Below are 13,510 nucleotides of genomic sequence, written 5' to 3'. Positions count from 1 at the left end.
GTCTGCTCACGTAGCGATTGCGGATTAGGAAGTGGCGGTGTTCTTCTCGGGACGCACGCTACTTCCTTCTTTATTTTTGGAGATCGTCATACACCTTCTCTATCCCTTTGCGAACGATGTCCGAACGTGTCGTGTTAAGCTTCTCTACGGAAGCATCGAGCTTGTTCATAATTTCCTGATCGATACGTATCTTGATCGTTTCACTTTTAGGATTGTCAGATGGAGGACGCCCCATCTTTTTGGAGGACATCGCTTCACCCCACTTTTTGTCCCAACAACAATATATTATTGTTCACACAAAAAGTCAATCTGATTATCCAGTACCCAACGGTAATTTTTCTCGGCAGGTTAGGTATTTTTCACGAGACTAATGTCTCGTGTTGTAGCAAGAACTGAATATGGATAGCCATATTCGCTTGTTAGGGGCGTTGCCACTAAGATCCGAATTTCTACTTCTATGACGAAACACGTGGAGTGTCCTGTGTTGTTGGTTAAGGATGGTGTTTGAAGGCTCATTTACCGACACTATCACGTACGCTGAACGACTTTTGGAACTTTTCTATTCCCCCCGAAGCAGGAAATTGGCCTCTCGTGTCGAATATAAACTTGGTTATTTGATCGTTCCTTTTACTCAGAAAAACCTTGCTAAACGAACATATGTTCGATACACTTAAATGGAACGGATGTTCGAATTGTGGTCTGAGACGGAAAAGTAAGAATCGATGAATCTGATCGAACTTCAAAAGCGAATTGCATCTGAAACGGCCTGCCGGAATCATCTGTTTAAGATGAATTGACCTGAGGGTACAAGTGTGACAGTGCCGAAATGGAAATCAATAACTTGGAGGTCTTGAAGCATGTCTGACAATAGAAAAGAACAAGAGAGAGCTGAATTACATCGAACCATATGGAATATCGCAAACGACCTGCGTGGAAGTGTTGATGGATGGGATTTTAAACAGTATGTTTTGGGTATTCTATTTTATCGCTACATATCAGAGAATTTAACAAATTACATCAATCAAGGCGAGTTTGAAGCCGGAAACACTGAATTTGATTATGCACGGCTCTCTGATGAAGAAGCTGAGCAAGCCCGGGAGGATATGATAAAAACCAAGGGCTTCTTTATTCTGCCCAACGAGCTTTTCGAGAATGTCCGTAAACGTGCGGCTAAGGACGAAAACCTTAACGAAACATTGGAAGGTGTTTTCAAAAATATAGAAGCTACTGCGCAAGGTACAGCCAGTGAGAAGAACTTTAAAGGCTTGTTCGATGATATTGATGTAAACAGCAACAGATTGGGGGGGACAGTTGCCGGGCGCAATGATAGACTTGTTAAATTAATGAACGGCATTACCGACATGAAACTTGGAAATAATTATCAAGGAAACACCATAGACGCCTTTGGTGAGGCCTATGAGTTTTTAATGGGTATGTATGCTTCCAATGCAGGAAAAAGCGGAGGAGAGTATTTCACGCCACAAGAAGTTTCGGAGCTACTGACACTCTTAGCCCTAGGGGGTAAGACGTCCGTAAACAAGGTGTATGACCCTGCTTGCGGATCTGGCTCTCTTCTGCTCAAAGCTACCCAAATTCTTGGCAATACAGGAGTTACCCAAGGTTTTTTTGGGCAAGAAATTAATATCACAACTTATAATCTATGCCGAATCAATATGTTTTTGCACGACATAGATTATGATAAATTTCATATCGGACACGGCGATACCTTGATTGATCCACACCAGCCTCACTTTGATGATGAACCGTTTGAAGTAATCGTATCTAATCCGCCATATTCAATCAAATGGGCAGGAGATGATAATCCTTTACTCATCAATGATCCGCGCTTCGCACCTGCGGGAGTGCTTGCGCCAAAATCTAAGGCTGACCTTGCATTTATTATGCATTGTCTTTCTTGGCTTGCTGCAAATGGCACAGCGGCTATTGTTTGCTTCCCCGGAATGCTTTATCGTGGCGGAGCGGAGAAAAAGATACGACAGTATTTAATTGAAAACAACTTTATCGATTGTATTATTCAACTGCCGGACAATTTATTCTTCGGTACAAGTATTGCCACTTGTATTATGGTGTTGAAGAAGTCTAAATCCGAGAACTCGACACTTTTTATCGATGCCTCGAAAGAGTATACCAAAATAACAAATAATAACAAATTAACGCCAAGCAACATTCAAAAGATTGTTGATATCTATACCGTCCATGACACGGTTCAATACTTTAGCAAGCTTGTGCCTAATGCCATGATTGCAGAGAAAGACTACAACCTTTCCGTATCTACATACGTGGAACAGGAGGATAAACGGGAAATCGTCAACATTGTTGAACTCAATGCCGAAATCAAACGCATTGTAGCGCGGGAAGATGTGCTACGCCGGGAGATTGATGCAATTATTGCAGAAATCGAGGGGGCATAACGGTGCGTTTGTCTGATGTGTTATCTAAACCGCCTACACTTAAATTTGATCAGGTTGAGGGATTCCTTGGTGGAAAAGTTCTTGCGGCGGGTAAACAGCGAAAAGTGCAAGAAGGAAAAATTGCGCTCAACTATTTTTGCAAGCACTGTACGGATGTTCGTACATTTTGCTCAAGCGAAGAAATTTATTGTATAGGAGTTAACAAGCATCTTATCAGTATAGATTGTGTACTTAATTGCCATTGTGGCACATCGGTACAAGTGTGGTTTTTGGTAGACTGTGAAAGTGATATATGTGAGCGCGCTCCAAAAATCCGCATATTAAGGCGCAGTGAAAAGCTGTCATCAGATGTTTTGTCAGATAATGAACGATACGGCGATGTTTCTGAGCTTCTAGAGAAAGCACAGTGCGCCCATCGTGAACGACTTGGCGCTGGCGCTATTGTGTATTTACGGAAAGTATTCGAGAAGATCACTGTGCAAACAGCAGATGCTACCGGAATAGTTTATGTCAAATATGAAGGTGGGAACCCGAAGAATTTCTCTGATCTATTAAAAAAAGTAGATGAAAGATGTTCGATCATTCCCCGAGAGTTTTCTGCAAATGGATATAGATTATTCCGTGAACTTAGCAACATAGTGCATGGTGAGTATAACGAGGAATTAGCTTTATTAAAATATGAATCATTACATAGGCTTATTATCGGAATTCTTGACAACGTGAAAAATAATAATGAGCTAATGGCTGCGATCGGTTCATTAGGTTGGAATGAAGGGGGGTATGGCGATGAGTAAACTTAATTACTTAATAACAGAGCTTTGCCCGGATGGGGTGGAATACAAGGCGTTAGGAGAAGTGTGCCATTATTCAAAAAGCCGTATTGATGCCGATGCGGTAGATGAGACATCCTATGTCGGTGTAGATAATCTTTTGCCCGACAAGCGCGGCAAAACGCTTTCAAGTTATGTTCCGGAAGAAGGTCGGCTTACTCAATTCGCTATTGGTGATGTTCTAATCGGAAATATCCGCCCCTATCTGAGAAAAATTTGGCGAGCAGACTGTGAAGGCGGCACGAACGGTGACGTTTTAGTGATTAGGATAAACGAGGAGAACCTGAATTCTGTATCCTCGGAATACCTTTATTATGTGTTGTCCTCTGAACAGTTCTTTGTATACAACATTCAAAACAGCAGAGGCGCGAAAATGCCTCGCGGTAACAAAGATGCTATAATGCAATTTTTCTTTCCCCTTCCGCCGCTCCCCTTACAACGTAAAATTGTCAAGATACTTGACAATTTTACGTTGCTTACAGCAGAGCTTACAGCGGAGCTTACAGCGAGAAAAAAACAATATGAATACTATCGCAACCAACTGCTGACCTTCGGCTACGATATAGAATGGTCGAAATTAAACGAAGTAGGTATTATGAAGCGAGGAACTTATATTACAAAAGAGAACACTGTGCCGGGAAATATTCCTGTTATTCTTGGAGGGCAGGAGCCAGCATATTATTGTGATACATCAAATCATGACGGTGAAGCAATCGTTATTTCAAGAAGTGGTGCTTATGCAGGTTTTGTTTCATTTTGGAATCAACCAATTTTTGTGACTGATGGTTTCATTCTCGAAACAAAAGACAGATTATTAATAAGGTATCTCTATTACTACCTCAAAAATATGCAAGGCTCTCTGCATGAGATGAAACGTGGCGGAGGAGTACCGCATGTTCGCGGGAATGAGATAATGGAGATAAAGGTTCCCCTTCCCCCGCTTGAAGAACAAGCCCGCATTGTTGCAATCCTCGACAAATTCGACACGTTGACCACCGACATTTCAAGCGGTCTGCCTGCCGAAATTGAGGCGCGGCGCAAACAATACGAATACTACCGTGACAAGTTGCTTACATTCAAGGAGGTGGGTGCATGAGTGAATACAACATCATAGCCGCAGATAACAAATCCACCGTTGTTGCAGAATACTCTTCCGAATACCGAGTAACTAAGGAATACCAGTCCGAAGCCCAGTTGGAACAGGAGTTTATCAAGCGACTGCAAGAACAAGGTTACGAGTACATCAATGTCGCCAATGACACAGAATTGATTACCAACCTTCGTCGTCATTTGGAGGTGTTGAATGACTATTCATTCACAGATACAGAATGGGAGTGGTTCTTCCGCAAGTGCATCGCTGCGGCGAATGACGGTATTGTAGAGAAAACACGTCGAATTCAGGACGATCATGTCCAAATTCTAAAACGTGACGACGGCAGTACTAAAAATATCTATTTGGTGGACAAGAAGAACATCCACAACAACCGTCTGCAAGTGCTAAACCAATATGAAGAACCGGGCGGATTGCGTGAAACCCGCTATGATGTGACTATATTGGTCAACGGCTTGCCGCTGGTACACATCGAATTGAAGCGGAGAGGCGTTGCCATTCGAGAGGCGTTCAATCAAATCAAGCGTTATCAGCGAGACAGCTTTTGGGCAGCGTCTGGCTTGTATGAGTACATTCAAATTTTCATTATTTCCAATGGAACACATACCAAGTACTATAGCAACACTACCCGCAGCCAGCATATCAAGGATGCAGATAGGAATGGGCGGGAAAATCTTAAAAAAACCAGCAATAGCTTTGAGTTTACAAGTTATTGGGCAGATGCAACGAATAAGGTAATAGGCGATCTTGCAGACTTTACCCAAACTTTTTTCACTAAGCATACCGTATTGAACATCCTTACCCGCTATTGCGTGTTCACTTCGGAAGAACTTCTGCTTGTCATGCGACCATACCAAATTGCGGCAACCGAGCGAATTCTATCGCGCATTGAAATTGCGACAAACTATAAACAATACGGCACGATAGATGGCGGTGGTTATATCTGGCACACCACCGGAAGTGGCAAGACATTGACCAGTTTCAAAACGGCACAGCTTGCAAGCAGTCTGCCCTACATTGATAAGGTCTTGTTCGTAGTTGACCGCAAAGACCTCGACTATCAAACCATGAAAGAGTACGATCGCTTTGAAAAAGGCGCGGCAAACAGCAATACTTCAACAAAAGTATTACAAAAGCAGTTGGAAAGCGAAACAGTGAAAATTATCATAACAACCATTCAAAAAATTGATAAATTTATTGGAAATAACAGTAAACACAACATTTACAAGAAGCACATTGTGATTATCTTTGACGAATGTCATCGTTCACAATTTGGGGATATGCATCGTCGCATTACGAAAGCGTTCCGAAACTATCATTTGTTTGGATTTACAGGGACACCTATTTTTTCGGTTAATGCAAGTTCTGGTGGCGATCCCTTACTTAAAACAACGCCACAGATTTTTGGTACTAAACTCCATACATACACAATTGTTGATGCGATTAACGATGGCAACGTTTTGCCGTTCCGCATAGATTATACAAATACTGTAAAAATGGCTCCCGATGTAAAAGATACACAGGTTCGTGCTATTGATGCCGAGAGGGCATTATCTGCCCCTGAGCGTGTAAGCGAGATTGTAAAATACATCCTTGAACACTTCAATCAGAAGACAAAGCGTAATGAACACCGTTCTTTCTTCGAATATCGAGTTATTAATAACGTCGAGGAAATGGCGGCGTCCAAAAACAACACCGTGCAAGAAAAGAAAATTAGCACACAGGTAAATGGGTTCAATTCTATCTTTGCTGTTGCATCAATCCCGATGGCCATGAAGTACTATAATGAATTTAAAAAGCAAATGGAGAAAACAGGGAAACGACTGATCATTGCCACTATTTTTAGCTACACGCCTAACGAAGATGATCCCGATGAGGACTTCGATAATGACAGACTGGATAAAACCAGCCGTGATTTTCTTGAGTCAACAATCGCTGATTATAATGTTGCTTTTAACGTTAATTATGACACATCAGCAGACAAATTCCAGAATTATTATAAAGACCTTTCCTTACGGGTGAAAAATCGTGAGGTTGATTTGCTCATTGTAGTCAATATGTTCCTTACAGGTTTCGATGCAACTACCTTAAACACCTTATGGGTAGACAAGAATCTGCGTCAGCACGGATTGATTCAGGCGTTTAGTCGCACCAACCGTATTTTGAATAGTGTGAAGACCTTCGGAAATATTGTCTGCTTCCGTGATTTGAAGCAGGCCACAGATGATGCAATTGCTCTTTTCGGAGATAAAGAGGCTGGGGGCATTGTTCTACTGAAAACCTACGCCGATTACTACAACGGCTACGAGGAAAATGGAAACCGCCAACTAGGATATGTAGAACTCATGCAACTGCTGACATCTTCCTTCCCATTGGGTACCGCCATCATTGGCGAAGGTGCGCTGAAGGATTTCATCCGTCTTTTTGGTGCAATTTTGCGACTCAAAAACATACTCACCGCTTTTGATGACTTTTCTGGAAACGAAATCCTCTCCGAGCGTGATTTCCAGGATTACCAGAGTATGTACATTGATTTCTATCAGACATTCCGCAAGAAGGCAGATGCTGAAAAAGAGAACATTAATGACGACATTGTGTTTGAAATTGAACTTATAAAGCAGATTGAAGTTAATATCGACTATATTCTTATGCTCGTGGCCAAGTATCACGATTCTAATTGCACTGACAAGAACATTCTTGTAAATATTCAAAAAGCAGTTGATTCCAGCATTGAACTTCGGAGCAAAAAGGAACTCATCGAGGGCTTTATTGCTCGAGTCAACACTGATAGTAATGTAGAGAAGGATTGGGAAACTTTTATCCTCACTCAAAAGGAATTCGAATTATCGGCACTCATTGAAGAGACAAAACTTAAACCTGAGGAAACTCGACGATTTATTGAAAATTCTTTCCACAATGGCGCATTAAAGACCACGGGTACTGATATTGATAAAATACTGCCACCGGTTTCTCGTTTCTCTCGCGGAGAAAACCGCGATGAGAAGAAACAAAGCGTTATTGAAAGACTGTTAGCATTTTTCGAAAAATTCTCAGGATTGATTGGATAAGTGATTAGTCATAGGAGTAATTGCATTAGCTATTAATCCCCCACATGCTAATCGGTACAACAATTTATTTCGTTTTGATTCATTTTTTTTGCGTGTTCTTCAAACAGTAAAAATATGAAAGCCACCTTTGTTGAAATTCCAAAGGTGGCCTTTCAAGCCGATTTGTTGCTGATTCCCATGTTTTTTAATTCACCTCGCAAAAAACAGAATACCGGGTTATTCTGAACATACGTATAGAGGTTCAATGTCAAAGGATTATCAATCTGCCCTTCGAAGCTATCCTCACTAATAAACCGAGCCGAGCGAGGGTCGTAGTGATGGACAGCGGGCGCTCGTTGGCGTCGTACGTGTACACTTTGGTGGACACTCCATCGTCGCTATCGTCTTCGTCTCCGCTTAAGATCTCTTCCGTGAGTACCCACGTATCGCCTTTGTAGTGATATGTAGTCGTTTGCTGCTCGCTTCCGCGGTGATTAAACTGCGTCTTTGTGATACGGCGACCGAGCATGTCGTAAGTGTACTTCTCGCCGAAGCCATCCGGGAACGTTACTTTCGTCAATTGTCCGCGAGCGTTCCACTCGTACTTGCTGCGCCCATCGGTAAGCAGGCTGCCGTCAGCCTTATACTTGTAGTCGTATTCCTCGTAACGAATGAGATTCTCGCGGTGAACGAGTTGATTACGGGAGTTATACGTATACTTCGTCCCGATAACCGTATATCCTTTGCCGACTTCGCGAATCCGTTCAAAAAGCTTCGTTTTCTCGCCTGGAGGCAGGTTTACTTCGCCATTGACGATGTTATCGATAGCAGCGGGAAGATGCTTGATCTTCCTGGTGTTGAACAAATATAAACACATAAAAAGAAACCACATGGAGTTGTTACACTCGCATGTGGTTAAATTTTTCTACTTTATACTTTTTACTGCCTCCTCCCATACGGTTTGAAATTCTTTTTCATTAATTATTTTTGGTCTAAATTGAGAATCCCGACCAATTTCTTCAATGCTAGGTAATGGTTCATAAGAGAGAAATGAATTGTTCCATTCAATTTCATTGGAAGCTACACCGTATTCACCATTCTTATAAACTTCAACTTTCCTAATTTCAAATCCATGTTCATCCAATTCACAATAAATTACTATAGGCTCTTCGATATTATTATGAATCCATTCCACAAGAATATACTTCATTCTATAGCTCCTTTCTTACTTCGTTTTGGTGACCTGTCCATAATTCAGTATTCGACCACTAATGTTTAAAGGTGCAGTATTAAGTAGTACAAAAACATTCTTTCTTCCTAAAACAACTGGTAATCCCGTTAAGTTAAGTGAAATATAGTGAGTAAATTTATTGCCTTGAAAAGGGTTACCCACTAAAGCATGGGAAATTTCTGTGACTGTTTTTGTATTTGGAATAATATCAGTAAAATACTGTCCATCACCGTACCTTGCGTCATTTGGATTTGCTGCTCTAAGTGAAGGAAGTATCTTCTGCGTCTTTAATATACTTTGTAATCCATTAGCAGTGGTATAGTGATGCAAAACTATTCGTTTCTTCTTGTTTTTATCCTTTTCGGATGCAGTAGCAGGAGGCGGCACAGGTTGATTCGCGACGCTAAAATTCTGCTATTTAATTTTATGTTAGAAGGGTATAAAAGGATTTGTAAGAAAATAAGTAAAGGCAAGTATGTCTTACTTAAACAGTGCAAAAACATTAGTGAGAGATGGAATTATTTGTAAAAATAGACCTTGTCAGAGGTTCGCATTAGTTATTTGATGATCAATTTGTCCAAGGCCTGTGAGTAAAAATCTCGCAGGCTCTTTTTGTTTAAGATAAAAACTGTTTTGTATTCGGTATCTTGTGATTTTACAGACAACCTGATAGATGGGCACTTCTAAAAAAGTGACATCCATTTATTATTTTTCCTGGCTGTTCCGAAGAATAAAAAAATGTTTTGAAGTAGGAGAACTTTTGTGTTTAGAAATCGTGTTAAGTATACGATATACAATTCTGGTCAAGATGTTGTAGATTATAATGCTTGGAGTTTACTAGGGAAAGATCGTGAGTAATATGATTTTTATAGATTCGCTGGGATAGAATTTCATGAGAGACAAAAAAGACTTCTATTGCACTTAATGGTGTCGAAAGTAGTCGATATTTGAACTTTTTGAACATGTCGTTAGACCTAATTTAACATATTTATACTAACAATTCCATATTTTAATAAATCAGTAATTTACATTTGAAGGAAAAAATGTTATTTTTTTGTTTGTCAAGAAGAATTAAAAGTTTTGAATTGTTCTGAAACTCCAAGAAAAATGATGTATGATTATCGTTTTTTCGAAAATGGAAAAAAAGCTGGCCAGCTTTTTTATATAAAAAAAATGGAGGGATATAGTATGTATAAAAAATTAAGCATGAGCCTACTTCTTACGCTTGGGTTATTTATGGCTTACGTCTCATCAGCAAGCGCATTGGTGAATTATGGTTCTGTTTCTGGATGGATGGCTCAAACAGGAGTAGATAAAATTGGCTTTTTTGGACCGTCGGATATCAAGCTTTACCTTACGAAAAATAGCAATTGGGCTATGTCCGATGCAGATTTTTCTACTTACGTAACTCATGCCCTTTCTACATGGTCATCCGTTACGAACAAAACATCTTCCACTGGAACATCCTCAAATTATGTAATGGGTTTTGGCGGAATTGGAAGAAGTGATGCTGATTCACTCGGTTATCCAAGCAATGCTTTAGGCGCAACGGCTTGGACAAGTTCTACTCAGTATGGCTATGGAACAGCATACTCAGGAACTGTAAGCTTTAATGTTTATTCAATTAGCAGATCCTTTGCTCATATGATCTGGGATACTTCTGGTGTGGGTCAAACGAGTAACCTCACAGCAAACGCATGGAAGAACGTTTTTGCTCATGAGCATGGGCATGGATTAGGGTATAGTGGGCACAGTGCAAATTCTACAAAAGACTTGATGTGGGAATCTACTCTATCCTACACGGATTGGGGAACAATTGGACCAACCACCTATGATCAAGGACATATGAATATTGTTTACTAATATACCAGAGAGGGTGAATAATAATGACATCAAAAAAAGTAATGATTAACTTTTCCGTTATTTTATTGCTAGGCTTAGTTATTGCATATGGGTTTTACTCCACTAGTCAATCTAATAATGATTCTGGATCGATGATCGTTCATACCGATAATAAGGTTGTCCCTCTTCAGGGAGTAATGGCTGTTGATGGAATTTATGGTGACATTTCTAGATCATTACAGGAGATGCAAGAGAATTCGGATACGATCGTTTATGGAACAGTACTTAGTCAAGAACATCCCAATGATATGGTGGTACTTTCTAATGTAGAAGTAATAAAGCAATGGAAAGGAGAAGTAACTCATCAAACGGTAATAATTCATCAATTTGCATCGGATGCTTTAGAGGTAGGTAAGAACTATTATTTATACTTAGGCAAACAAGGCGGGGCTAAGGAGAATTCTTACTTTATTAAAGGTGGGCATCAGGGAGACATTTTGGTTGACAATGGAAAATTAGTTAGTCATGACTCTACAATAAAAGATGAAATTACTAAACTCGAATCAGATGTTTCTTCTTTTGCTAAAAATGCAACTACTGAAGATAAATTAGCTAACTTTTTAGATAAAAAATGAAGTGCAAATATGTTATACATTGATGCATGAGAGTATATAAATAAGAAGAAGTGGCGAATCGGAAGTCTACTCCGTGTCGCCCTTCTTCTTTTATAATGGAAAAGATATGAAGTTGCCTCAATAAGCTGAGTTTCTCAGTGGGATTTTAGAACTTTCATTAATTGATTGTACTGGGGAGGGAAATAAATGAAGCGAACAAAAGTTGTTTTTATTGTAGTAACATCGATCTTATGTAGTCTACTACTATTAAGCGCGTGTTCAAAAAACAAAGATGAATTTAATTTTATTTTCAGTTATGGAGTCTATAATAAAAATGAGTTAAATACTTTTACAAATAAATATACTAAAGACTTAGTGAATGATGGTACAGTAACAACAAAGCTGACTTTGACGAAAGAAGAAAAAGAGAAAATTTTCAATTGTATGACAGAAATACGTATTAAAGATTATCAAGGAATAAATCATGGCTTAGAATTTGAACCTGAATCAGGATATAGTTTGGAGATACAACTAAAGGAAGAAGGGATAAAAGTTATATGGAAGGGTGGTTTTAAGGATGAACAAAAAGATGAAAATTTTAAAAAGTTGACGACCTTAATTCAAGGGATTATTGAATCTCATGATGAATACAAAAAGCTTCCCAATGCGAATGGAGGTTACTTATAAACAGATTGGAAGTACTTAATTAAAGGGACGAGTTAGTTTTGATTCTTGTTAATCGTAACGCTGAAAGAAGATGAGCAAAGGAAAGACGGATGAGGGAAGACCTTACGTGCGGTTTGATAAGGGGAACTGGAATGTAAAAAGAGGCCCTTGGCCCTCCAATGAAATTTAGTTTCCTACTCTACACAATATACAAATTAAGTTCTTCCAAGTAAGTTTCCAACTTTCTTTTTATGGTAATTCCTGGTGGTTTCGACACACAATAATGCCCTGTTGGATCTGTAAAATTTAATGAATTATTCTTTACGTAAACGTACATATTTAAGCTTTGCGGCCTTAAAATTTCACCTTCATACGTATCCTCACTAATAAACCGAGCTGGACGAGGATCGTAGTAACGGGTTTGCAGGTAATAATATTGCGTCTTCCGATCCCAATAGTATCCGGCATATCGGATTGGGTTTTCCTTAACCAGATCTGTCGTGATATCTTCGGTCGTCTCGTCTGATTCTTCGGCTAAGACACCGCCCAGGGTGATTCCGTCGGTTGTTGTCTGAGTTGCTTCAACCACTGTCCCCGTCTCAGAAGACAAGCTTGGGGTTGCTGCTTCAGCTTGGATCTGATTTCCATTGCCTGGATGGTAGTCCGGAACTGTATTGCCGCTGCCATCTTCCGGTCCTTGCACGGAACCCGGACTACCGTTGCCGCTGCCGAGGTCACCGATCCAGCCGATGCCTTCGCGGACGCGTTCGCCGTAGCGGTTGTACATGCGGGTGACGAGACCCCAGGCGTCGTATTCGTAACGGGCGGCGACTTTGCCGTCTTTGTCGGTGAAAGGCTCAGGATAATGCTTAAGCTTTTAACCTTTCTTTACTTACATAAAAATACACCCCTTAGAATTACATTGGATTTACCCTAGAGTTTTTTCAATGTCTATTCTAAGTGGTGCACTTTAGTTAAAGAGCTCAAGTGTTTTAAATGTTGCCATTTTTCATTGATTCATATCAACTTCTCACATTAAACCCTTGTTTTTTTGCACGTTCATTAATTTTTGAAATTAAATCTTCTTTGTAAATTGAAATACAATATGAAATTCCTCTACTATTATCAGGATATATATCCTCTGGGAAGATTATGAAATTATTTACATCCATTTTTTTAATTATAAAGTAGTTTGCTTCAAACTCACCATTTCTAATATGAAATGAAGTTATAAATTCATAAATGGATTCATATAATTCTTGTGAAGAAATTTCATTATCTAAGAATTTTTCAATTACGTTAATCAACATAATACCTCCTTATTTTGTTGGATATGCACTTAACATACCGCCATCATTTGAAAGAACTATCTTTATTAATGTTTCACCCTTTGTTCCTACTTTCTCTCCTGCATTAAGAATAAAAGAGAATTTTTGATTTCCTCTTGGAGTTAGCCCATCTTCTATTACCTCTACTATTTTGAGCCTGTAAATATGTCCTCCCATTGTTCAATCGCTTCATCTCTTACTAGTTGCATTAATAATTTTCCAAAGGAGTCCAGTCTACTACCGCTCATCTAAACACCTCTTTTTATTTACTAACCGGCACCATGTATCTTATTAATCCATCCGCACTTTTAAGCACCGATGTAGGAGAGTATATCATGGGGGTCCCACCAAGATTAAAATTGATTGAAATTAATTATTCATTGTTAACTGAAACTGGAATTAAAAAAAA

Annotated in this window: 13 protein-coding genes and 2 pseudogenes; 7 read left to right on the top strand and 8 right to left on the bottom strand. The window is 39.6% G+C overall.

From position 1 onward, the window contains the following. Positions 1-70: 70 nt before the first annotated feature. Positions 71-250: a YlcI/YnfO family protein gene (locus K7P76_RS02015; protein ID WP_232182452.1), complete on the bottom strand. Its 180-nt coding sequence runs from the start codon at positions 248-250 to the stop codon at positions 71-73. Between the two features lie 607 nt (positions 251-857). Here K7P76_RS02015 and K7P76_RS02010 point away from each other — a divergent pair. From K7P76_RS02010 to K7P76_RS01995, 4 genes are read left to right on the top strand one after another with little or no spacing between them, the layout of a single operon-like run. Then, a complete protein-coding gene (locus tag K7P76_RS02010; protein WP_232182450.1) occupies positions 858-2,432 on the top strand; it encodes a type I restriction-modification system subunit M in 1,575 nt (524 codons plus the stop codon). Positions 2,433-2,434: 2 nt separating this feature from the next. Continuing rightward, on the top strand, positions 2,435-3,226 hold the full coding sequence (locus K7P76_RS02005) for a hypothetical protein (protein WP_232182448.1): 792 nt from the start codon (positions 2,435-2,437) through the stop codon (positions 3,224-3,226). Next, complete coding sequence (locus K7P76_RS02000) at positions 3,219-4,358, top strand: restriction endonuclease subunit S (RefSeq protein ID WP_232182447.1); 1,140 nt, start codon at positions 3,219-3,221, stop codon at positions 4,356-4,358. Before K7P76_RS02005 ends, K7P76_RS02000 begins: the two co-directional genes overlap by 8 nt. Continuing rightward, positions 4,355-7,441, top strand: a complete 3,087-nt coding sequence (locus K7P76_RS01995) for a type I restriction endonuclease subunit R (protein WP_232182445.1) — start codon at positions 4,355-4,357, stop codon at positions 7,439-7,441. The genes K7P76_RS02000 and K7P76_RS01995 overlap by 4 nt, the downstream gene beginning before the upstream one ends. A gap of 209 nt (positions 7,442-7,650) precedes the next feature. Here K7P76_RS01995 and K7P76_RS33830 read toward each other — a convergent pair. The 4 genes and pseudogenes from K7P76_RS33830 to K7P76_RS01980 form a co-directional block, all read right to left on the bottom strand. After that, positions 7,651-7,758: pseudogene (locus K7P76_RS33830) on the bottom strand (RHS repeat-associated core domain-containing protein); the annotation flags it as partial. 173 nt (positions 7,759-7,931) lie between these two features. Further along, positions 7,932-8,297, bottom strand: a pseudogene (locus tag K7P76_RS33850) (hypothetical protein); the annotation flags it as partial. Positions 8,298-8,345: 48 nt separating this feature from the next. Continuing rightward, on the bottom strand, positions 8,346-8,630 hold the full coding sequence (locus K7P76_RS01985; RefSeq protein ID WP_232182442.1) for a DUF6881 domain-containing protein: 285 nt from the start codon (positions 8,628-8,630) through the stop codon (positions 8,346-8,348). A 15-nt stretch (positions 8,631-8,645) separates the two neighbouring features. Then, positions 8,646-8,981, bottom strand: coding sequence for an HYD1 signature containing ADP-ribosyltransferase family protein (locus tag K7P76_RS01980; RefSeq protein WP_232182440.1), 336 nt, complete (start codon positions 8,979-8,981; stop codon positions 8,646-8,648). Between the two features lie 750 nt (positions 8,982-9,731). Between K7P76_RS01980 and K7P76_RS01975 the strand changes: the two genes are divergently transcribed. From K7P76_RS01975 to K7P76_RS01965, 3 genes are all read left to right on the top strand, one after another. Next, positions 9,732-10,514, top strand: a complete 783-nt coding sequence (locus K7P76_RS01975) for a hypothetical protein (RefSeq protein ID WP_232182439.1) — start codon at positions 9,732-9,734, stop codon at positions 10,512-10,514. A gap of 23 nt (positions 10,515-10,537) precedes the next feature. Beyond that, positions 10,538-11,128 (top strand): hypothetical protein, encoded by a 591-nt coding sequence (locus tag K7P76_RS01970; protein WP_232182438.1) that lies wholly within the window; start codon positions 10,538-10,540, stop codon positions 11,126-11,128. 186 nt (positions 11,129-11,314) lie between these two features. Continuing rightward, positions 11,315-11,794, top strand: coding sequence for a hypothetical protein (locus K7P76_RS01965; RefSeq protein ID WP_232182431.1), 480 nt, complete (start codon positions 11,315-11,317; stop codon positions 11,792-11,794). Positions 11,795-11,972: 178 nt separating this feature from the next. Here the strand turns inward: K7P76_RS01965 and K7P76_RS01960 are convergent, their stop codons facing one another. The 3 genes from K7P76_RS01960 to K7P76_RS01950 form a co-directional block, all read right to left on the bottom strand. Beyond that, on the bottom strand, positions 11,973-12,560 hold the full coding sequence (locus K7P76_RS01960) for an RHS repeat-associated core domain-containing protein (RefSeq protein ID WP_232182429.1): 588 nt from the start codon (positions 12,558-12,560) through the stop codon (positions 11,973-11,975). A gap of 235 nt (positions 12,561-12,795) precedes the next feature. After that, entirely contained in the window at positions 12,796-13,083 is a 288-nt protein-coding gene (locus K7P76_RS01955) for a hypothetical protein (protein ID WP_232182427.1), read from the bottom strand. Between the two features lie 9 nt (positions 13,084-13,092). Beyond that, a complete protein-coding gene (locus K7P76_RS01950; protein ID WP_232182425.1) occupies positions 13,093-13,278 on the bottom strand; it encodes a hypothetical protein in 186 nt (61 codons plus the stop codon). Positions 13,279-13,510 lie beyond the last annotated feature (232 nt).

This window comes from Cohnella silvisoli, assembly GCF_021190915.1.
Lineage (GTDB): Bacteria > Bacillota > Bacilli > Paenibacillales > Paenibacillaceae > Cohnella > Cohnella silvisoli.
Note: the sequence above shows the minus strand (reverse complement) of the source record. Positions and strands in the feature narration are given on the sequence as shown.

Bases quoted from the DNA above. Each gene is read 5' to 3' on its own strand.
- K7P76_RS02015 (WP_232182452.1), bottom strand. From the start codon at position 250: ATGTCCTCCAAAAAGATGGGGCGTCCTCCATCTGACAATCCTAAAAGT.
- K7P76_RS02010 (WP_232182450.1), top strand. From the start codon at position 858: ATGTCTGACAATAGAAAAGAACAAGAGAGAGCTGAATTACATCGAACC.
- K7P76_RS02000 (WP_232182447.1), top strand. From the start codon at position 3,219: ATGAGTAAACTTAATTACTTAATAACAGAGCTTTGCCCGGATGGGGTG.
- K7P76_RS01995 (WP_232182445.1), top strand. From the start codon at position 4,355: ATGAGTGAATACAACATCATAGCCGCAGATAACAAATCCACCGTTGTT.
- K7P76_RS01985 (WP_232182442.1), bottom strand. From the start codon at position 8,630: ATGAAGTATATTCTTGTGGAATGGATTCATAATAATATCGAAGAGCCT.
- K7P76_RS01970 (WP_232182438.1), top strand. From the start codon at position 10,538: ATGACATCAAAAAAAGTAATGATTAACTTTTCCGTTATTTTATTGCTA.
- K7P76_RS01965 (WP_232182431.1), top strand. From the start codon at position 11,315: ATGAAGCGAACAAAAGTTGTTTTTATTGTAGTAACATCGATCTTATGT.
- K7P76_RS01960 (WP_232182429.1), bottom strand. From the start codon at position 12,560: ATGTACAACCGCTACGGCGAACGCGTCCGCGAAGGCATCGGCTGGATC.
- K7P76_RS01955 (WP_232182427.1), bottom strand. From the start codon at position 13,083: ATGTTGATTAACGTAATTGAAAAATTCTTAGATAATGAAATTTCTTCA.
- K7P76_RS01950 (WP_232182425.1), bottom strand. From the start codon at position 13,278: ATGGGAGGACATATTTACAGGCTCAAAATAGTAGAGGTAATAGAAGAT.